The 20,340-nt window shown below is 50.4% G+C and carries 16 protein-coding genes; 9 read left to right on the forward strand and 7 right to left on the reverse strand.

Going from position 1 to position 20,340, the window contains the following annotated elements; translation table 11 throughout:
- Window positions 1-81: 81 nt before the first annotated feature.
- The 3 genes from FH974_RS10270 to FH974_RS10280 all read left to right on the forward strand — a co-directional run bounded on the left by FH974_RS10270 (window position 82) and on the right by FH974_RS10280 (window position 3,726).
- On the forward strand, window positions 82-681 hold the full coding sequence (locus FH974_RS10270) for a CoA pyrophosphatase (protein WP_053061731.1): 600 nt from the start codon (window positions 82-84) through the stop codon (window positions 679-681).
- 189 nt (window positions 682-870) lie between these two features.
- The gene (locus FH974_RS10275) at window positions 871-2,124 is read left to right on the forward strand and encodes an aromatic amino acid transport family protein (RefSeq protein WP_047884096.1); all 1,254 of its coding nucleotides are present in this window, start codon (window positions 871-873) and stop codon (window positions 2,122-2,124) included.
- Between the two features lie 240 nt (window positions 2,125-2,364).
- Complete coding sequence (locus FH974_RS10280) at window positions 2,365-3,726, forward strand: L-serine ammonia-lyase (RefSeq protein ID WP_047884095.1); 1,362 nt, start codon at window positions 2,365-2,367, stop codon at window positions 3,724-3,726.
- A gap of 188 nt (window positions 3,727-3,914) precedes the next feature.
- Here FH974_RS10280 and FH974_RS10285 read toward each other — a convergent pair whose 3' ends face one another.
- From FH974_RS10285 to FH974_RS10305, 5 genes are all read right to left on the reverse strand, one after another.
- Window positions 3,915-4,871 (reverse strand): ADP-ribosylglycohydrolase family protein, encoded by a 957-nt coding sequence (locus FH974_RS10285; protein WP_207103261.1) that lies wholly within the window; start codon window positions 4,869-4,871, stop codon window positions 3,915-3,917.
- Between the two features lie 128 nt (window positions 4,872-4,999).
- Window positions 5,000-5,596, reverse strand: coding sequence for an acetate uptake transporter (locus FH974_RS10290; RefSeq protein ID WP_207103262.1), 597 nt, complete (start codon window positions 5,594-5,596; stop codon window positions 5,000-5,002).
- Between the two features lie 461 nt (window positions 5,597-6,057).
- Complete coding sequence (locus FH974_RS10295) at window positions 6,058-7,182, reverse strand: hypothetical protein (protein ID WP_146149657.1); 1,125 nt, start codon at window positions 7,180-7,182, stop codon at window positions 6,058-6,060.
- 319 nt (window positions 7,183-7,501) lie between these two features.
- On the reverse strand, window positions 7,502-8,224 hold the full coding sequence (gene nfsA, locus FH974_RS10300) for an oxygen-insensitive NADPH nitroreductase (protein WP_047884092.1): 723 nt from the start codon (window positions 8,222-8,224) through the stop codon (window positions 7,502-7,504).
- A 121-nt stretch (window positions 8,225-8,345) separates the two neighbouring features.
- Window positions 8,346-9,536: an iron-containing alcohol dehydrogenase gene (locus tag FH974_RS10305; RefSeq protein ID WP_047884091.1), complete on the reverse strand. Its 1,191-nt coding sequence runs from the start codon at window positions 9,534-9,536 to the stop codon at window positions 8,346-8,348.
- Window positions 9,537-9,969: 433 nt separating this feature from the next.
- Between FH974_RS10305 and FH974_RS10310 the strand changes: the two genes are divergently transcribed.
- From FH974_RS10310 to FH974_RS10335, 6 genes are all read left to right on the forward strand, one after another.
- Window positions 9,970-10,905 (forward strand): porin, encoded by a 936-nt coding sequence (locus FH974_RS10310; protein WP_047884090.1) that lies wholly within the window; start codon window positions 9,970-9,972, stop codon window positions 10,903-10,905.
- Window positions 10,906-11,112: 207 nt separating this feature from the next.
- Window positions 11,113-11,376, forward strand: coding sequence for a GrxA family glutaredoxin (locus tag FH974_RS10315; protein ID WP_047884089.1), 264 nt, complete (start codon window positions 11,113-11,115; stop codon window positions 11,374-11,376).
- Window positions 11,377-11,571: 195 nt separating this feature from the next.
- Window positions 11,572-13,254 (forward strand): aspartate:alanine antiporter, encoded by a 1,683-nt coding sequence (locus FH974_RS10320; protein ID WP_047884088.1) that lies wholly within the window; start codon window positions 11,572-11,574, stop codon window positions 13,252-13,254.
- 221 nt (window positions 13,255-13,475) lie between these two features.
- Window positions 13,476-14,150, forward strand: coding sequence for a response regulator (locus FH974_RS10325; protein WP_047884087.1), 675 nt, complete (start codon window positions 13,476-13,478; stop codon window positions 14,148-14,150).
- A complete protein-coding gene (locus tag FH974_RS10330; RefSeq protein WP_047884086.1) occupies window positions 14,150-15,490 on the forward strand; it encodes an ATP-binding protein in 1,341 nt (446 codons plus the stop codon). Before FH974_RS10325 ends, FH974_RS10330 begins: the two co-directional genes overlap by 1 nt.
- 371 nt (window positions 15,491-15,861) lie before the next feature.
- Window positions 15,862-16,224: a DUF1428 domain-containing protein gene (locus FH974_RS10335; protein WP_047884085.1), complete on the forward strand. Its 363-nt coding sequence runs from the start codon at window positions 15,862-15,864 to the stop codon at window positions 16,222-16,224.
- A gap of 155 nt (window positions 16,225-16,379) precedes the next feature.
- Here the strand turns inward: FH974_RS10335 and fabV are convergent, their stop codons facing one another.
- Together fabV and FH974_RS10345 are read right to left on the reverse strand one after the other, a co-directional pair.
- A complete protein-coding gene (gene fabV / locus FH974_RS10340) occupies window positions 16,380-17,582 on the reverse strand; it encodes an enoyl-ACP reductase FabV (protein ID WP_047884084.1) in 1,203 nt (400 codons plus the stop codon).
- Window positions 17,583-18,011: 429 nt separating this feature from the next.
- Window positions 18,012-20,288: an acyl-CoA dehydrogenase gene (locus FH974_RS10345; protein WP_047884083.1), complete on the reverse strand. Its 2,277-nt coding sequence runs from the start codon at window positions 20,286-20,288 to the stop codon at window positions 18,012-18,014.
- Between the last annotated feature and the right edge of the window lie 52 nt (window positions 20,289-20,340).

The following is a 20,340-nucleotide window of genomic DNA, read 5'->3' on the forward strand; positions in this document are numbered from 1 at the left end:
CCTGATATGGCCCATAAATGTCATTTCAGATGTTTTATCAACATCTATAGTTAATATCAGGCACACAACCACGGACGGCCTATGAACAACCCGAGTCACATCGTTACCCGCTTTATGCTGGCCCCACCTGCACACTATGATTCCACTCATAGCGTCCGTGTACGTTCACATCTCAAGCCATCCCTGCGACTTAAACAGGCTGCGGTTCTAATTCCGCTGGTTCCTCGCCCTGAAGGCTTCAACGTGGTTTTCACCAGCCGTGCAAAACACCTGAAACATCATCCGGGTCAGGTATCTTTTCCTGGTGGGCGAAAAGAGCCTCAAGATGTTGATTTGATTGATACTGCCATCAGAGAAACCTACGAAGAGACTGGAATTTTATGCACCCGTGATAATATTATCGGGCATTTGCCGGCCTTACCGACAATCAGCGGCTACATGGTTACGCCCTATCTCGGACTGGTTTCGCCTCACTACAGGCCAGAACTGGATTTCAACGAGGTTGAAGAATTGTTCGAAGCGCCGCTGGACTATGTATTAAACCCAATGAATATGCGCACTCAGAAAGTCTCTATTCAGGGTAAAGGCCATAATATTTATTCAGTCCCTTACCAAAAATATGCAATTTGGGGTGCGACCGCCCAAATGCTCAAAGTCCTCTCTAAACAGCTCTGGTATTAGCATAAATTATCCGTCGGATAACTACTGATTATATCACCCTCTCTCCTTGCGTGATCAAGATCACCATTAATTGTATTGCAATTGCGGTCCGTTACATAACGAGATCTCGATCAATGTTTTCCTGCAATAAATAGCGAAAATGCGCGCCGTTCCTAATTTCCGTTCCGTAATTAACTTGGATAGATAATCATGCAAACATCTACTAGCACAGCAGTAAATAGCACTGCAAAAGCAGGATGGACGTATAAAGACCTAACCTGGGCCCTTTCGTTATTTGGTACTGCTGTTGGTGCCGGCGTTCTGTTCCTTCCGATTAAAGCCGGTGCTGGCGGTTTCTGGCCACTGGTTATTCTGGCTCTGCTGGCGCTGCCAATGACCTGGTTCGCGCACAAGAGTCTGGCTCGTTTCGTTCTTTCTGCTAAAAACCCTGAAGCAGATATTACCGATACTGTTGAAGAACACTTTGGTAAAGCTGGCGCTAACATCATCACTTTCGCTTACTTTTTCGCTATTTACCCTATCGTTCTGATTTACGGCGTCGGTATTACCAACACTGTTGACTCTTTCATGGTTAACCAGATGGGCATGGAATCTGTGCCACGCTGGCTGCTGTCTGGCGGTTTGATCATGGCGATGACTGCAGGTGTGGTATTTGGTAAAGAGCTGATGCTGAAAGCAACATCAGCCATGGTTTACCCTCTGGTACTGATCCTGCTGGCACTGTCTGTGTTCCTGATTCCTGAGTGGAACGCTTCAATGATGTCAGTAAGCCCTGACTGGAGCGCAATGCCTTCTGTTGTATGGCTGGCAATCCCAATCATCGTTTTCTCATTCAACCACAGCCCAATCATCAGCCAGTTCTCTAAAGAACAACGTCGTGTGTACGGTGACAACGCAGTACAAAAAACTGACATGATCACTGGCGGCGCAGCTATGATGCTGATGGGCTTTGTAATGTTCTTCGTGTTCTCTGTTGTACTGTCTCTGTCTCCAGAGCAGCTGGCAGAAGCGAAATCACAGAACATCAGCGTGCTGTCTTACCTGGCAAACATCCACGAATCTCCAATGATCTCTCTGATGGGCCCACTGGTAGCGTTCGCGGCGATTACTTCAAGCTACTTCGGTCACTTCCTGGGTGCACATGAAGGTCTGGTTGGTCTGGTGAAATCTCGCTCTGAAATGCCTGTAAGCAAGATTGAAAAACTGTCTCTGGTCTTCATCGTTGTTACTACCTGGATCGTAGCGGTTGTTAACCCAAGTATCCTGGGCATGATTGAAACCATGGGCGCGCCAATGATTGCTGCCATCCTGTTCCTGATGCCAGTATTCGCAATGCATAAAGTACCTGCAATGGCGAACCTTAAGACAACTAAGGCTGCACAGATTTTTACAGCTCTATGTGGTATTGCCGCAATTACTTCGGTAATCTACGGAGCACTATAAGGCAACCTTCACAGATACTGTGATAATCAGCCACGTGAGAATGATTTTGTAAGATAATAAAATGTGCTACAACGCATAGTCTTATTTAATAAATCACGTAATATAGAAACGCATAAGAGCAGGAAGCACTCGCCCCCTGCTCTTTTGTTTTAATTATCTCGCCAAGGAAGGGGCGGGAATGATAAAAACTATACAGTCCAACAGGAGGCAAGATGGCTTCCAGGGGCTGAGGTATTAGCAATGATCAGTGTTTTTGATATTTTCAAAATTGGTGTGGGTCCTTCCAGTTCGCACACTGTAGGTCCAATGAAAGCAGGTAAAGAGTTCATTGATAACCTGCGCTCTATGGGCAAGCTTCGTGACGTCACTAAAATTACCGTTGATGTTTACGGTTCGCTTTCTCTTACCGGTAAGGGTCACCACACTGATATCGCGATTATTATGGGTCTTGCGGGCAACAGCCCTGAGCACGTTGATATCGACAGCATCCCAAGCTTTATTGCTCGTGTTGAAGAAACTGAGCGCCTGCCAGTAGGCATGCATTGCCACACCGTTGATTTCCCTCGTGAAGGTGGTATGAACTTCCATACTACCAACCTTCCACTTCACGAAAACGGTATGACTATCCATGCTTGGGTCGGCGACGAAGACATCTACACGAAGACTTACTACTCTATCGGCGGTGGTTTCATCGTTGATGAAGAGAGCTTCGGTAAAGAGGCTGAATCAAGCGTAGTGGTTCCTTACCCATTCACAATGGCTGAAGAGCTGGTGAACCAGTGTAAAGAGAACGGTCTGTCAATCAGCTCTCTGGTTATGGCTAACCAGCGCGCGATGAACTCAGAAGACGAAATCACGACATACTTCTCGAACATCTGGAAGACCATGCGTGAGTGTATGGAACGTGGTATGACCGAAGAAGGCATCCTGCCTGGTCCACTACGTGTACCTCGTCGTGCCGCTGCACTGCGTCAGCAACTGATGACGTCTGAAAAACTGACCAATGACCCGATGACGGTTGTTGACTGGGTAAACATGTACGCATTTGCTGTGAATGAAGAAAACGCAGCGGGTGGTCGTGTGGTTACTGCACCAACTAACGGTGCGTGTGGTATCATCCCGGCAGTTCTGGCTTACTACGACAAGTTCATTCAGCCTGTTGGCCCGAAAGAGTACACTCGTTACTTTGCGGCTTCTGGCGCAATCGGTGGTCTGTACAAGCGTAACGCTTCTATCTCTGGTGCTGAAGTAGGCTGTCAGGGTGAAGTAGGTGTTGCCTGTTCTATGGCGGCGGCTGGCCTGGCTGAGCTGATGGGTGCAAGCCCTGAGCAAGTATGTATGGCGGCTGAAATCGCGATGGAACACAACCTGGGTCTGACTTGTGACCCTGTTGCCGGTCAGGTGCAGGTACCATGTATCGAGCGTAACGGTATTGCTGCTGTTAAAGCCATCAACGCCTCACGTATGGCACTGCGTCGTTCATCTGATCCACGCGTATCTCTGGATAAAGTTATCGAGACTATGCTGGAAACCGGTAAAGACATGAATGCCAAGTACCGTGAAACCTCTCAGGGCGGTCTGGCAATCAAAGTTATTTGCTAAAACAGCAAAGCGAACTGTCAAGCTGAAGCCAATGGCTGACGCTGCTCCGGCAGAATCCTGATTAAAACTAAAGCCACCCAGTCGGGTGGCTTTATTGTTTCTGGAGCTTTGTTGTTTCTGAGGCTTTCACTTTAGCAACCTGCCACTTTAGAACCTGCATGAGATCCGGCTGCTTCGGGTAATCCAGGCTAAAAAGCACCGCCCGAATTATGTAGCAACTGTTCGATATCTTCGGCCATCGCCTCTCCCATTTGGAGGGTCATCAGCCAGGAAATCGGAATACCGGCTTCATCACCAAAACCGTAACAGGCTCCGGCCAGTGCCCCGACGATCATCCCCCGTCCACAGCTATCTCCTCCCACGGCGACATTTTTCAGTATTGCTTCGGTATAGCTGTTGGTGGTTTGCAAAATCCAGGCGGCCATTGGCAAGCTGTCCTGCAAGTGGCACGCCGGGCTCGCGACTGTCATCGCCTGCTCCAGCGTTTCCATCGCCCTGACAGCCTCAATACGCATTTGAACTAACCCGCGGCATTTCACCTTGAGCACATTGAGCACCGGCTCTATCCGACGTGAGCGCAGGCCTTCATTCAATGCGGCAGCAAAGGCTTTTGCGCAGACCAAGGCCGTCTCATTCTGATGGGTAATGCCAAGAATACGCTCAATCTCCTGTTCCAGCAGATCCGACGGCATTTTCATGGCTATCAACGCAGGAACGGCGCACAGGGCGGTATTCTGATCATCATCAATGCCGGAATCATCCGGCCAATCTTCGGGCGGTAACGAAAACAGGGTCAGCAGCAGTGCTTTTGTCGGTGTATCAATGTAGCCGACAAATTCTCCACCAGGCCCAAAGAAGTCCAGTATCGCCTGCTGAATACTCAGAGTCTCGATGCCGGGTTGACTCAGCAACCGGATATACAGAGCCAGCCACTCGCCGTAAATCGTCAATTCGCCAGCCGTCAGCTTGTCATGGGCATAGAAACCCTCAACCCCTTGGTAGTGAGCGGGATCGGGTTCAATGAAAGGGAAATGCGCTAACTCCGTCAGGCTGGCAATTCGCTCAGGCGAGTAAATCAGATGCGTTCCCATCGCAGCGGCATCCGCCACCAGTGCCCCCATCAATGCTGCGTAGCGTTGTGCCATACCCTGCCCCCTCGTTCACTGCCGGACACAATGCAATAAGCTTATACCAATTTACCGGAGCTGGTTGCGAACATAAAAAAACCCGCCATTGGCGGGTTTTCAGGGTTTGTCAGTCGTTAATCTCAGGATTACGCTGCAGCTTTCAGCACTTGCTCAGTGTCTTTTTTCTTCAGTTCACCGATTGGCAGAATAGTACGGCCATATTCGTTGTTCAGAACCTGAGCCATTGCGAAGTAGATCGCACTTGCACCACAGATGATACCTTCGAAACCAGCAATCGTGCCGATCAGCGCACTGCCAGTAAAATCACGAGCAGCCAGCAGGAAGAACAGTACAGTCAGTGAACCAAACACAAACTGCTTAGCACGTGGGTAGCACAGAGAGCCAATGAACATAAAGCCAGTGAAGATACCCCACAGCAGCAGGTACCAGCCCATGAAAGAAGCCGGGCTAGCAGGCAGACCCATGTAAGGCATCACGATCAGACCAACCAGAGTCAGCCAGAACAGACCGTAAGACGTAAAAGCGGTCGTACCGAAAGTATCACCACGTTTAAAGCACATCATGCCAACGAAAACTTGGCTCAGGCCACCGTAGAAAATACCCATCGCCAGGATCATCGAATCAATTGGGAAGAAGCCCGCATTGTGGATGTTCAGTAGGATGGTAGTCATACCAAAGCCCATTAGGCCCAGAGGTGCCGGGTTTGCTAGTTTCGTAGACATTGAATTCCTCAATAGGAGTAAATCAAAAAAAGTAATAAATATTAAAATTTGAGTGCATGGCAAATGCGCCGCGAATTCTAATGGAGGCTGACAGGCAAATCAAGACAAACACTGCTTATTTTTCGCCCAAAATGCAAAAATAGCTTCAACAACATCAAATTTGTAAAGAATTATTGGCTTTCAAAGACCGTAAAACTGTTAACAAATATTTCATCTATCGAAGTAATCACCCTATAAACGCCTGCTATCACCCTTTAAAATCAGAAAGATAAGTGCCAACCCTCCATTAACAACAGTTACAAATTTCCACTAAACATAAAAAAAGCAGCCACAGGGCTGCTTTTTTGACTCTAGACCGAAATTTTATACTCAACATGACACGTATTGAGTCACGTTAATCCTTTGTAAGTGGTGTTTTTAAGCCGATAACTTTTTTGTTTGCAAGTTTAACTCTTGACGTTCTACTGCTGTGACGTGCTTTCCGGACTACTGGTCAGCTGACTAAGTTGCTGCTGCAATTCCGAAATCTGAGCGTGCTGTTGTTTCAACATCAAGTGCAGGTTCTCCAGTCTGTCATGAGAAGCAGGCAGCGGTTCTGGCGCCCCTGGCAAACGGCGAAGCTTCACCACCCCTTGCTGAATATGTTCAGCCTGGGAAGCCAGCGGCATATCGCGTAAGTCTTCATCGCTTAGTGATTGGGAAATTGTCAGCAAGCGATCTTCAATACCTAAAATATACTCTTCATACTCATCCCGACTTAAATCACGTAATGATTTCACTTCACCGGCGATATGCCTGGCATGCGCCAGTTCAAACTGAATCGCGGATACAGCCTGATTAATGGCATCAAACGCACGTGGTGAGAGGTCGATCAGGGATTTTCCGGCCGCGATTTCAGCTTCCACGCGCGCATAACTTGCCGGCGCGTAAAACCGGACATCATTATTTTTCAGCTCCCGCAGAGCCTCTTCTTCCGGGGCAATATAGATGCGCTTGATCACCCTCACTTCCAGGCTGTGCGCACGCTCAAGAAACTCTTTCTGCTCGTCCTGGGCATCATTAAGATCCCCGGCCTGAACCAATGCAAACAGCCGGTCATAAAACCGATTCAGCCGGACAAACTCACTGCGGTAGTAAGCATTGGCGTCAATACTGTTGAGATAGGCGACCTGCACCATGGCGGGTTCCAGTACGTCATCAGCCACTTTCTTCAGTGCTTTCAGCTGCTTGTAGTGCTGCTCTACCAGCCTGATATCGGCGTAGAACCGCTCCAAATTCGTCTCTGATGAGAACAAGGAATAACTTTGTTGTGCCGACTCAGGCGACAGCTGCATGGCTTTGAGTAAAGCATCGGCGCGCTGCCAGCTCGCCATCATGGCGCTGTATTTATCCGGGGAGTAGCGTTGCAGCGCTTCGGCACTGACCACTTTGTTACGCCACTGCTGATCGGCTGACTGTGCGGATTCGAGAGCCGTTTGCGTGGTCACCTCACCAGCCGCTCCGGATGACGAGCCAGGTGAACTGCTGCACCCAGCGAGTAAAGACGCAGCCAGCACAGCCGCTGCGACTTTCCCAAAATACTTCATGTGATCTTCCAATTTTTGGCGGGTGTACATATCGCCCGCTTCTTATCATTGTTGAATGATGTTTCAGGGATACCTGCTTCTACGCTCTGCGAGGTTCAGTCGTTAAACTCAGCAAACGACCGTTGAATGGCCATACTTTCATCCTTATTTGGTCGCTATTGCATGCAGAGCGTAAGGATTCAGACCAAGCGCCTGGAAAAAAGTTCGTTGGCAACAGTGTCACGCCCGTCCTTGGGGTCGTGACACATAGAAAGGTGAAACGGTCGGCCACCACAGTAATACTGACATTGATACCGGCAGCAATACCAATAACTACCCGTTACTTTACGCTGAAGCCCTGACGGTGAAGAAAATCTTTCATGAACGGACGTGCTTCCTTGTCCATGGTTGCCGTGATTTGTTCACTCCAGGAGGTCTCTTTTGTCCCGCCGGTGCGGCTTTGATAGTACTCGCGAACATGCTGGTCATAGCTGGCCAGTAAGGCATGGTCGAGCGGCTGATAGGTATTTTCGTGCACCACCAGCGCACGCGGCAGGCGCGGTTTCATTTCCGGAGCCTGATCCGGGTACCCCAGACACAGCCCAAACAGCGGAATAACGTGCTTAGGCAGAGCCAGAAGTTCAGTCACTTTATCCGGATTATTGCGCAGGCCGCCAATGTAGACGCCACCCAGCCCCAAGGACTCTGCCGCGACCAGGGCGTTTTGTGCCATTAGTCCTGCATCAACTGCGCCAATCAGGGTTTGCTCTGTAAACCCGACCTGAGCCGTTGGGTGAATTTGCAGGTGGCGATTGAAGTCCGCGCAAAACACCAGAAACTCAGCGGCAGATGCCACATAAGGTTGTCCTCCGGCATATTCCGCCAATTTGTCCCGCATGGTTTGATCGGTCACCCGAACAATACTGACACACTGTAAAAAGCTTGAAGAAGAAGCCGAACGAGCACAGTCCAGAATAATCTCGAGCTGAGACTGAGGAATTGGTGCATCCGTAAATTTACGAATAGAGCGGTGGCCGAGCATGGTTTCAATCGTGTGGTTCATAAATATCCGTATCCTAACCCTTCATTTCAGACACCACACTGTACCACAGCCCTCACCCCGCCGCACTCTGGCGCCGGGAGGATCCTCATGATCAGGCCACCTTGAAAAGAAAGTTGTGAGGCTACTCCAGTCCCATTCCAAGCGAGTCAGGCGCAGTGTCAGAACACTGGCACATTTGAGTCAGAATACTGAGCAACCGCACTTTATTTAGCGGCAGCGGGTTCCCCTTGATCGCATTGGAACGCAGGGCATCTTCGGCCACCTCATCAAACATCGTGCGGCACAACCCGTACTCTGATACCTGCGGCAGATTCAGTCGCTTCAGAGTGCGTTTGGTCCATAAGATACCGTCGATGATTTCTGCGTTCATCCGCCCAGTCAGCAGACAAGCCAGTTGTCGGTAGCGGTTCAGCACATCGGCCCGGCCGGCTTCCCGCGCAGCCAGCACATTCTCCTGCATCACATATGGAGCCAGCTGTGCCGTGATCAGGCCATGTGGGGCTTTCAGACGTCCACCCAGTGACGAGGCCAACCCGTGAGCCGCACCCAGCTTGGCGTTGGCCAGAGCCATGCCACCCAGCATAGCGGCAAACGACATATCTGAGCGTGCCCGGGGATCATCGTCTTCACAGGCCGGCAAAATCGCTCCGGCCAGTCTACGCAGTCCCTCTTCGCACACCATATCTGTCAGCGGATTCGGCGCCCCGCACACATACGACTCCATCAGATGGGTAAACGCATCCATCCCACAGCAGGCCGAGGTAAGCTGATCCATGCCATAGGTCAGCGTCGGGTCCACAATCGCCAAATCGGCCAGCATATCCGGACTGCGCAGGCTGACTTTGACATTTTCCTGTGCCGAACGCAGCACGGCATTCTTGCTGACTTCCGACCCGGTTCCGGCCGTGGTTGGGACTGCGATAAACGGCAGCGGCTTGGCCTGAAACGGCACGCAACGGCCAACAACCTCCACATAGTCATAGACACTGCCCTGATTGGGAATTAAAGCTGCCAGTGCTTTGCCCGTGTCCAGTACACTGCCTCCGCCAATCGCCAGCACCATATCAGGGCGAAATTTCCGCCCCATGGCAGCCATTTCCTCAACCATGGCAATCAGCGGTTCATCATGAATCGCCACCTGCTGGTAACGCATGCCCTGTTGCTTCAGATAATGAATCACCGGCTCAGCACGCTGGCTGCTTTTCCCGGTTACCAGTAATACGCTGTAACCAAACTGGTTGAGGGCTGACAATGAGTTGACCAACGCCCCTTCCCCAAAAACGATTCGCGTTGAGGTCATAAACTGAAACATAGGCACTCCGTTCGCACTTAGTTAGCTTTAGTTTATCGAGTGTGCGCCATTTCAGATTCCTGATTTTGATTCTGGACAAGTTTTTGTGGCCCCCACACCAAACGCGCGCAAAGAATTCGTTCGGTATCACAGTTCGTTCGTAATCACAGAACGTTGAATTTAGTGCGCAAACCATGCATTTATCTGCTTTACTGACTAATAGCAAACAAACACCACAAAAAGGTTAAATTTCGCTCAAGCCCTCACTCCCTCTACATGACAAAAGTGACTGATTTATTTCGATTTAAAGAAGAGTTTTCGAAGATTTAAATTTTGTCCCAGCAGGTCATAAAAGTGACATGACACATCCATATATTTGTCATTTCAACCTTCTAATCTTGCCCCCGTTACGAAAACTAGCAATGAAGCCTAAAAATATTTCCAGGGGACAAAAATGAAAAAAATGACAGTGGCATCGGCCGTTCTTGCATCTCTGCTGGCGAGCGGTGTTAACGCTGCAACGGTTTATCAAAATGACGAAACGACTCTGAGCGTTGGTGGCCGCGCAGAAGCTCGTTTCAATATCTCAGATGAAAACAAAACAACTGAAAATGATTCTTTCAAAGATAAAAGCCGTGCCCGTGTAAACCTGAAGGGTAAAACCCAACTGGCGGAAGGGTTTGGTGCCTTTGGTACTTATGAGCTGGAAGTCGAATCAGGCAAAGATCAACAAATTGATACCCGTTACCTGTTTGCCGGTATCGACACCCAATTTGGTGCGTTCTCTTACGGTCAGCAAGACTCCGCACAGGTCATTCTGACCGATTTTACCGATATTCTGGCAACCTTTGGTGGTGATGCCGCTGACCTGGTTGACGGTAACAAAGACAAGCGCGAAAACAACTTTCTATACGCAGGTTCTTTTGACGCGCTGACTATCACGGCTAACTACATTGCCAATGACAAGCGTGATTCTGACAACTACGGTCTGTCTGCGGTTTACTCTTTCCCGTTCGGTCTGGACGTGGGTGCAGGTTACGTTGACGGTAAAGAAGGTGATGTCGACGCAGATCAGTACAACCTGACGGCGGCTTACACCTTCAATGATTTCTACATTGCCGGTCTGTATGCTGACGGTTCAAAAGGCGATGCCGATTTGAAAGCCTACGAAATTGCAGCGGCTTACAAGTTCAACAAACTGACTATCCAGGGCGTGTACAACTTCCAGGAAGAAAAAGCCAATGGTATCAGCACAGATACCGTTGACTACTTTGCGCTCGAAGGTGTGTACAAGTTCAACGGTAACTTCCGTGCTTATGCCGGTTACCTGTTCGAGCAAATTGACGGCCAGGACGACCAACTACAGGCCGGTCTGCGCTACGACTTCTGATACCAAGGTATCGGCTGAAACCCTCCTAATTGGTTTCTTTTGGCCAGGTGGAAACACCTGGCTTTTTTACGTGCTCACGAAAAATGGTTAAGAGACTCATCCTTTCATGATCAATCGGTTTTCTCTATCACAGTAAAAGATAAAACCCGCTTTCTCATTATCAGCAGTCACGATATAGTAAGTTCATCGAATTTGAGGAGAGAAATTATGTTCGTAGTTATTTTTGGTCGCCCTGGCTGCCCTTACTGTGTTCGCGCTAAAGATCTGGCTGAGAAGCTGACAGAAGAACGTGATGACTTCAACTACCGTTACGTTGACATCCACGCGGAAGGTATCACTAAGGCTGACCTGGAAAAAACGGTTGGTAAACCGGTTGAAACCGTGCCACAGATTTTCATCGATCAGGAACACATCGGTGGTTGCACTGATTTTGAAGCTTATGCGAAAGAAAACCTGGGTCTGTTCCAGTAATTTTCATAGCAAACTGATAACAAATTCTTAAAAAGGCTGAGACATCAGCCTTTTTTATTATCTTCCGTCCTGGAAACCCCGAAATTACAGCATCTTTTTCTGGGGAATCCGCCATTTTGCTGTATGACGACCTCATAAAATCAGCTAGAATTTCACCATTTTGTTGCCTTTCTCACTGCTGCGGATAAATTTGTTGTGAATATCGATGTTGCCGCCCTTTTACATCAGAATGATATTCTGTTGCTCTTTGTTGTACTTGCGGTTGGCCTGTCGGCCGGAAAACTCCGATTTGCGAATATGCAGCTCGGAAACTCCATCGGCGTTTTAATTACGGCTCTGCTTTTTGGTAATGCCGGTTTTACCTTCGATGCGGAAGCCCTCAATATCGGTTTCATGCTGTTTATCTTTTGTGTCGGTATCGAAGCGGGGCCGAATTTCTTCGGCATATTCTTCCGTGACGGTAAACACTATCTGCTGCTGGCGTTAGTGGTGGTTATATCCGCCATTGTCATTACGGTGGTGATGGGAGAATACCTGGGGCTAAACCTGGGTCTGGCAACAGGGTTGATGGCCGGTTCCCTGACCGCGACTCCGGTTCTGGTGGGCGCCAAAGATGCCCTGCTCAGTGGCCTGACGGATGTCACTGATCCGGCGGATATTCAGATGCTGACCGACAGCCTGAGCGTTGGCTATGCCATGTCGTACCTGATTGGTCTGGTGAGCGTCATCATGCTGGCCAAACTGATGCCGAAACTGCAAAAGCACAATCTAGCCGAATCTTCTCAGCAAATTGCCCGTGAACGTGGTATCGGGGAAAGCGCCCAACGTAAGGTGTATTTGCCTATTATCCGTGCTTACCGGGTCGGACCGGAGCTGATCAACTGGATTGACGGTCGTAACCTGCGTGAGCTGGGTATCTACCGCCAGACCGGCTGCTACATCGAACGCATTCGCCGAAACGGGATTCTGGCCAACCCGGATGGTGACGCCATCCTGCAGGAAGGCGATGAAATCGCCCTGGTGGGTTATCCGGACAGCCATGCGCGTCTGGATCCGAGCTTCCGCAACGGTAAAGAGGTGTTTGACCGCGATCTGCTTGATCTGCGTATCGTAGAAGAAGAAATTGTGGTCAAGAATGACAGCATCGTCGGTAAGCGCCTGTCGGAGCTGAATCTGGCGGAATATGGTTGTTTCCTGAACCGCGTGGTTCGCGCCCAGATTGAAATGCCCATGGATCACAATATCCTGCTGACTAAAGGGGATGTCCTGCAGGTCAGCGGGGAAAAGAGCCGGGTGCTGGGTCTGGCAGAGCGAATCGGATTTATTTCGGTCCACAGCCAGATTGCCGACCTACTGGCGTTTTGCTGCTTCTTTATCGTCGGCCTGCTGATTGGTGCCATTACCATGACCTTCGGCCACATTGCCTTTGGTCTGGGAAGTGCGGCTGGTCTGCTGGTCGCCGGTATTACACTTGGCTATCTGCGGGCCAACCACCCGACATTCGGTTATGTGCCGCAAGGCGCGCTGAATATGACCAAAGATCTCGGGTTGATGGTATTTATGGTCGGGATTGGTCTGAGTGCCGGTTCTAACCTGTTTGAAAGCCTGACCCAGGTCGGCCTGGCAGTGTTTACCGCCAGCCTGATGGTGAGCGTGGTGCCGGTGGTGCTGGCTTACCTGTTCGGTGCTTATGTCCTGAAAATGAACCGCGCCCTGCTGTTTGGTGCCATTATCGGTGCCCGTACCTGTGCCCCGGCAATGGACATGATTAACGAGCACGCGCGCAGTACCATTCCCGCGCTGGGGTATGCAGGCACTTACGCGATTGCCAACGTACTGCTGACCATCGCCGGGACACTGTTCGTGATCCTGAGCTGATTCGGGTCCCCCATCCGCTCTCATCTGATAACGCCTCCTTCTCAGGAGGCGTTTTTTTGCTTTTGATTCGCTCTGAGTCAGCCCGGATTCAGACCCCATCGATTACTCTGTCTGCCATAATGCGAAGTATGGGCAGAAGCACATTTCACCGCTATTTATTCGCACCTCAAACGACTATTCAGTATATTGAGTAGCAAAGAAATATATTGGTAATCAAAACTATGCGTATCCTAATTGTTGAAGATGACCCGATCCTGAGCCATCACCTGAAATCTCAACTGAGTGAGCTGGGCCATCAGGTTCAGTGTGCCGGCACCGCTGAAGAAGGCCTGTTTTTCGCGCAGGACTATCCGAATGATGTGGCGATTGTAGACATCGGCCTGCCTGATCGGGACGGCATTAGTCTGATTAAAGACATTCGTAACAAAGGGTTACGTTTACCGATTCTGATTCTGACCGCCCGCTCTAACTGGCAGGATAAAGTCACCGGTCTGGAAGCCGGGGCTGATGACTATCTGGTTAAGCCATTTCAGAAAGAAGAGATGGTGGCCCGCCTGAGCGCACTGGTGCGCCGCAGTGCCGGTTTTGTCAAACCGGAAATGAGTGCCGGCGACATTCGTGTCGACTTGCTGGCCAAGCAGGTTTTCATCAATGACACCCAGTTGGAACTGACCGCTTTTGAGTACGACCTGCTGGAATACCTGATGCGCCACAGCCGCCAGGTGGTCTCCAAGCAACGTCTGCTGGATGTGCTGTATGAAGATCAGGAAGGCGATCCAAATACCATCGAAGTGATGATCAGCCGCCTGCGCAAGAAGTTTGCCAATCATGGTCAGGATAACCCAATCTCAACCATTCGTGGCCAGGGCTATATTTTCGAGCTGCAAGCCCAGTAATGAAACATATTCTGCAACCCCGTCTGCGCCGCCGGGTTCTCGTAACCTCGGTCGCCATTATCGTATTGATCACCTCAGCCCTTGCCGGGGTGATTAACCAACTCTACAGCCAGAGCTACATGGCCGCCTACTCATCTGAGCTGGTTGCCCAGATGCCGATGGTCGTCGCGCAGCTGAACCGTGACGGCCTGATTAAAGACGTTGATAAGTGGATTGATTCCATTGACCCGTCCGACACCGATTATATGTCCGTGGTTTGTGATAAAACCGACAACACAATCTGGCTATCAGAGGAAGCCAAAGTCGCCAACATCAACAACATCTGTAGTGAATTGCCTGACAGCATTCCGGTGCCGACCCTGATTTCAACGCACAACAATGAAAGTTTCATTGCGTACAACGTAAGTCAGGAGCGTGAAGGCGGAAGCATATACCAGCTGGTAGTCCTGCGTTCCGGAGATGCCTATGTGTCTTCCCTGCATCAGCTGCACAAACGCACCACCTTTTACCTTGGTCTGTTTGTACTGATCGCCATTGCCTTTTTGATCGCCGCCTTTCACTGGAGCTTCCAGCCTTTGCGGAAACTGGCTGAACAGCTCGATGAAATCGGTGAAGCTAACCGGGACAAGCTGGACAATGACTTTCCGATGGAGCTGCAGGAAGTCACCGTGGCACTCAACCGTCTGATCGAAATTGGCCGGGCGCAGAAAGGCCGTTATCGCCATGCGATGGATGATCTGGCCCACAGCCTGAAAACCCGTCTGGCGGCAACCAACGCCCTGCTGGATGATCGCGACATTCCCCGTTATGAGCTAAACCAGCGCATCATGGAGCAGATCAGCCAGATGGATGAACTAGTCCAGTATCAACTGAAACGCGCCATGATGGGTCAACAAGGGCTACGCAAAGACTGCACCGCCCTCAAACCGTTAATCGACAGCTTCGAGCGGCTGCTGAGCAAGGTCTACACCGAGAAAAACGTCAAGCTGGGCTACTATTTTGATTCGTCACTGACCCTGCCGGTCAACCGCAGTGACTTAATGGAGTTGCTCGGCAACCTGCTGGAAAATGCCTACCGCTTCTGTATCAGCGAGGTGAGGATCTACGCTAAACAGACGCCAGAGGGCACCGAAATCAGGATTGAGGATGATGGCCCCGGCGTGCCTGAAAACATGCGTGAAGCCATCTTCCAGCGCGGTGTGCGGGCAGACCAGCTCAATCCCGGTCAGGGGATCGGACTCTCCGTTTGTCATGAGATAGTCATGAGCTACAAAGGCTCAATTTACATTGAGCCAGCCAGTATTGAAGGGGCTGCCTTTGTGATAAAGCTGCCGCACTGATCGTGAGAGACTCACATATTGACCCGAGAGCCCCGGCTCTCGGGTCTTATCTTTCGCGTTTTTACAATTATCCTAGTGTCGAATTCCCCGACTTTCTCTTTCTACCCGTCGTTCCATCGTTCAGCCGATCTCTGCTTTTCATCAGCCTTTAGTTTGTTTCCCGCTAACCCTAATCCCACTTTTTCCTTCTTCCCCACAATTTCCCCACTGGCGCTCTTAGCTCTAGACTTAGATCAAGATCGAGCCTGATTGCTGGCCAGGCATGTCGCCAGATTCTACACGTTCAGCGCTTCATTCCCTGCTTCACTTCAGCTACAGATTCCAACACGTTTGCAGCTACAGACTGAACGCCATTTAAACCGGAGGAGCCCATGGAATCCCCAACACAATACATCGACGGATTTGTTGCCGCGGTACCGACGGCCAATAAGGCGGCCTACACGGCCTATGCCCGGCAAGCCGTGGCCTTGTTCAAAAAACACGGTGCAATACGGTTGGTCGAATGCTGGGGTGACGATGTGCCCCCTGGTGAGATCACGTCTTTTCCGATGGCGGTACAGTGTCAGGACGATGAAACTGTCGTGTTTTCATGGATTGTCTGGCCATCGAAAGCCGTGCGGGATGCAGGAATGGCAAAGGTCATGGCCGATCCGGATATTCAAGCTATGGACCCGATGCCTTTTGACGGCAAGCGACTGATTTACGGTGGGTTTGAAATCATTGTAGATGAGTAATCACATTACGCAGAGCCATTCTAACTAAAATACAACCAATAAAAACACCGCCCGATACAGGGCGGTTTTTCGCACATCGTCAGCTTGATAATAAGCTGACTGTCAGTGCCGAACGCTATTGCAGCTTAGCGGCTAAGTTTCGACACTCAGAAGAATCAGATGTCTTCAACATCAAACTCAACAACTGGGTTCACGTCTGCATCGTAGTCCACAGACGCAATGCCGAAACCAAACAGTTTCAGGAACTCGTCTTTGTACTGAACGTAATCAGTCACTTCAGCCAGGTTTTCATTGGTCACGCTTGGCCACAGGTCACGGCAGTGCTGCTGGATATCTTCACGCAGTTCCCAGTCGTCCAGGCGCAGGCGGTTCTCTTCATCCACTTCTGGCGCAGTACCGTCAGCTTTGTACAGACGCTGGCTGAACATGCGGTAGATCTGCTCCATACAGCCTTCGTGTACACCTTCTTCACGCATCTTCTTGAAGACCATCGCGATGTACAGCGGCATTACCGGAATCGCAGAACTTGCCTGAGTTACCACACTCTTCAGTACTGCAACGTTCGCAGAACCACCGGTAGCAGACAGCTTGTCATTCAGCCCTTTCGCTGCACGGTCCAGGTCCATTTTGGCCTTGCCCAGTGCGCCGTGCCAGTAGATTGGCCAGGTGATTTCTGTACCAATGTAGCTGTATGCAACCGTTTTACATTCGTCAGACAGCACGCCCGCTTCAGACAGTGCGTTGATCCACAGTTCCCAGTCCTGGCCACCCATTACAGTGACTGTGTCCTGAATTTCCTGCTCGGTCGCTGGCTCTACGCTAGCTTCAAACAGCGCATCCTTGTTGGTGTCTACCGCTGTCGCTTTATAAGTTTCACCAATAGGCTTCAGGGATGAGCGCACCATTTCACCGGTTTCAGGCATCTTACGTACCGGAGAGGCCAGTGAGTAAACCACCAGGTCAACCTGACCAAGATCTTTCTTGATCAGCTCAATGGCTTTTTGCTTCGCTTCATGAGAGAAAGCATCGCCGTTCAGGCTCTTGGAATACAGGCCTTCTTCTTTAGCGAATTTGTCAAACGCCGCTGAGTTATACCAGCCTGCAGTACCCGGCTTCTTCTCAGTGCCAGGTTTTTCAAAAAATACGCCGATAGTTGCCGCGCCGCCACCAAAGGCCGCAGCAATGCGAGAAGACAGACCGTAGCCACTTGATGAACCAATCACCAGCACGCGCTTTGGTGCATTAGCAATTGGCCCCTGGGCTTTCGTGTAAGCAATTTGCTCTTTTACGTTCTCTTCACAACCCACAGGATGAGTTGTCGTACAGATAAATCCGCGAATCTTAGGTTTGATGATCATTTTCAACTTCCCTTACACAGTTGCATGTAGGATAAAAGGTTAATGACAAAATCGCATTAAATTTATGAGTGAAAACGCTAAAAATGCCAGTGGTTGGAGGTGTTAGTCCCGTAAACGTCGGCAATTTTGCTGGTTTTGTCACCAATAATCCGCTTTCTGGTTGGTCTCCGATCGCCTGTGTATCAGTCGTCAGTGCCCTACTTTTGTTCATTCGAACACCAGTATGAGTATAAAAAGAAAGCCAGAAGTAGACACAGTCAACAGCCTCTCGTTCTGAGGCTAAGCTTACTTCCAGAAACCTTACGCACCTTAACATTTAAAGAACATCGGCCACTTTGAGGCGACCGGGTCAATTCTGATGTGATAAACAAAAAAAGTGCCACGCAGTTGCGTGGCACTCAGAGTTATCAGCACAGTAATTCCGTTGTGTTACGCCGCTTTACCCGGCTGTAAACTGCTTTTTTTGAAATCCGCAGGGGCAAAGTGGTCCACCTGAATCGCACGCTGGCGCAGCTGCTCAGCATGTTGCAGTTTTTCCAGTTCAGCCGCCGTGATAATGCCTTTTTCCAGCGCCTGTTCCAGTTTTTCAGCCAGAGAGGCTTTACGAGGAATGTCACCGGCTTTTGCCGCTTTCGCCAGTTTACGCTCAATATCTTTAACGCCATACATAGCTTCAAACGCGCGATCCATCAGGCCAACCGGATCATCCTCACTGTCACCAACATAGCACAGGTGAGTAAGACGCTCGCGGTGCACTCCCGGAGTCATCAGCAGTTCGGCAATCTTCACCGACAGCGTATCGCTTGGCGCCGCATAGCGGATACCGAACGGGAACAGCATTACACGTAGCAGACGACCAACGGCTTTCTGCGGGAAGTTAGCCAGTACTTCGTCAAAAGCAACGCCACACTTATGCAGGCAGTATTGCAGTGAGTAGTGCACCATTGGCAGATCCTGCTGCTGGCGACCTTCGTCTTCGTAGCGTTTCAGTACCGCCGACGCCAGATACAGGTGGCTGAGGATGTCACCCAAACGAGCGGAGATCATCTCACGACGTTTCAGTTCGCCACCCAATGTCAGCATGGCAAAATCAGCCGCTACCGCCAGCGCACGGCTGACACGAGAAAGCTGTTTGTAGTAGACCGCAGTTTCACCCGTAACTGGCGCACGATTCAGACGAGAGCCAGTAAACGCATTCAGCATTGATTTGGCCACGTTACCAACAGCAAAGCTGATATGCTTCGCCAGCAGCTTGTCAAAATCTTCCGCACCGTGCTTACTGTCCGGGTTCGCCGCCGCTTCCATTTCACTCAGCACATACGGGTGACAACGTGTCGCACCCTGGCCAAAGATCATCAGGTTACGGGTCAGGATATTGGCCCCTTCCACGGTAATCGCAACTGGCATCCCGAAGTAATGGTGGCCGATATAGTTCATTGGACCAAGCTGGATGGCACGGCCAGCATGAATATCCATCGAGTCATTGAGGATGGTACGGGCCATTTCGGTCATGTGGTATTTGGCAATCGCAGTCACGATCCCCGGCTTCTCATGCATGTCCAGCGAAGTGGTTGTCAGGGTACGAGCCGCTTCCAGCATATAGGTGAAACCACCGATACGCCCCATCGCCTGCGCGACCCCTTCAAAGTTACCGATAGAAGTGCCGAACTGCTTACGCACGTACGCATAAGCACCAGTCGTACGAGAAGTCAGGTGACCAACCGCCGTGCCCAGTGCAGGCAGTGAGATACCACGCCCTGCTGACAGACACTCCACCAGCATACGCCAGCCACGACCCACGTAATCCTGGCCACCAATAACCCAGTCCATCGGAATGAACACATCTTCACCGCGCGTCGGGCCATTCATGAATGCCAGATTCAACGGGTCATGACGCTCACCAATTTCAACCCCAGGGTGATCTGCCGGGATCAGCGCACACGTGATGCCAAGATCTTTCTTGCCACCAATCAGGCCTTCAGGATCGTGCAGTTTAAATGCCAGACCCAATACCGTCGCAACCGGTGCCAGCGTGATGTAACGCTTGTTCCAGCTCAGACGAATACCCAGCACTTCCTCGCCCTGATAATCGCCGTAACACACGACCCCTTTATCTGGGATACCGCCTGCATCAGAGCCGGCTTCCGGCCCGGTCAGGGCAAAACACGGAATATCTTTACCGCTCGCCAGTCGAGGCAGCCAGTAGTCTTTCTGATCCTGCGTACCATAGTGCGTCAACAGCTCACCCGGCCCTAATGAGTTCGGCACCATTATGGTGACAGCTGTACTCAGACTTTTCGTTGCAATACGGCTAACAATGGTGGAGTTGGCATGGGCCGAGAAATTCAGACCGCCGTACTCTTTACCAATAATCAGAGAGAAGAATTTTTCTTTACGAATGTACTCCCAAACCTCAGGCGGTAGATCCTTTTCCTCCTGAACAATTTGGTAGTCGTCCAGCATATCCAGCAGCGTTTGAAGCTGGTTATCAATAAATGACTGCTCTTCCGCACTCAGTTTCGGCTGCGGGTAAGTCAGGAGGGTATTCCAGTTAGGATTACCACTAAACAGTTCACCATCCCACCAGACACTGCCTGCCTCCATGGCTTCGCGTTCAGTATCAGATAGCGGTGGTAGCACTTTCTTAAACATCTCGAAAGCGGGATCACTGATATAGCGTTTTCTCAGGTTGGTTAACGTACTCATGTTTCAGATCCTTTTGTCTCATGTCGTTATTAGTGTTTTTGCATTACTACTA

Source organism: Photobacterium ganghwense, from assembly GCF_017329545.1.
Taxonomy (GTDB): Bacteria; Pseudomonadota; Gammaproteobacteria; order Enterobacterales; family Vibrionaceae; genus Photobacterium; species Photobacterium ganghwense.

Excerpts from the sequence above, each read along its gene's own strand:
- FH974_RS10280 (WP_047884095.1), top strand. The coding sequence starts at position 2,365 with ATGATCAGTGTTTTTGATATTTTCAAAATTGGTGTGGGTCCTTCCAGT.
- FH974_RS10310 (WP_047884090.1), top strand. The coding sequence starts at position 9,970 with ATGAAAAAAATGACAGTGGCATCGGCCGTTCTTGCATCTCTGCTGGCG.
- nfsA (WP_047884092.1), bottom strand. The coding sequence starts at position 8,224 with ATGAACCACACGATTGAAACCATGCTCGGCCACCGCTCTATTCGTAAA.
- FH974_RS10335 (WP_047884085.1), top strand. The coding sequence starts at position 15,862 with ATGGAATCCCCAACACAATACATCGACGGATTTGTTGCCGCGGTACCG.
- FH974_RS10305 (WP_047884091.1), bottom strand. The coding sequence starts at position 9,536 with ATGTTTCAGTTTATGACCTCAACGCGAATCGTTTTTGGGGAAGGGGCG.
- FH974_RS10325 (WP_047884087.1), top strand. The coding sequence starts at position 13,476 with ATGCGTATCCTAATTGTTGAAGATGACCCGATCCTGAGCCATCACCTG.
- FH974_RS10315 (WP_047884089.1), top strand. The coding sequence starts at position 11,113 with ATGTTCGTAGTTATTTTTGGTCGCCCTGGCTGCCCTTACTGTGTTCGC.
- FH974_RS10295 (WP_146149657.1), bottom strand. The coding sequence starts at position 7,182 with ATGAAGTATTTTGGGAAAGTCGCAGCGGCTGTGCTGGCTGCGTCTTTA.
- FH974_RS10270 (WP_053061731.1), top strand. The coding sequence starts at position 82 with ATGAACAACCCGAGTCACATCGTTACCCGCTTTATGCTGGCCCCACCT.
- FH974_RS10330 (WP_047884086.1), top strand. The coding sequence starts at position 14,150 with ATGAAACATATTCTGCAACCCCGTCTGCGCCGCCGGGTTCTCGTAACC.
- FH974_RS10275 (WP_047884096.1), top strand. The coding sequence starts at position 871 with ATGCAAACATCTACTAGCACAGCAGTAAATAGCACTGCAAAAGCAGGA.
- fabV (WP_047884084.1), bottom strand. The coding sequence starts at position 17,582 with ATGATCATCAAACCTAAGATTCGCGGATTTATCTGTACGACAACTCAT.
- FH974_RS10345 (WP_047884083.1), bottom strand. The coding sequence starts at position 20,288 with ATGAGTACGTTAACCAACCTGAGAAAACGCTATATCAGTGATCCCGCT.
- FH974_RS10290 (WP_207103262.1), bottom strand. The coding sequence starts at position 5,596 with ATGTCTACGAAACTAGCAAACCCGGCACCTCTGGGCCTAATGGGCTTT.
- FH974_RS10285 (WP_207103261.1), bottom strand. The coding sequence starts at position 4,871 with ATGGCACAACGCTACGCAGCATTGATGGGGGCACTGGTGGCGGATGCC.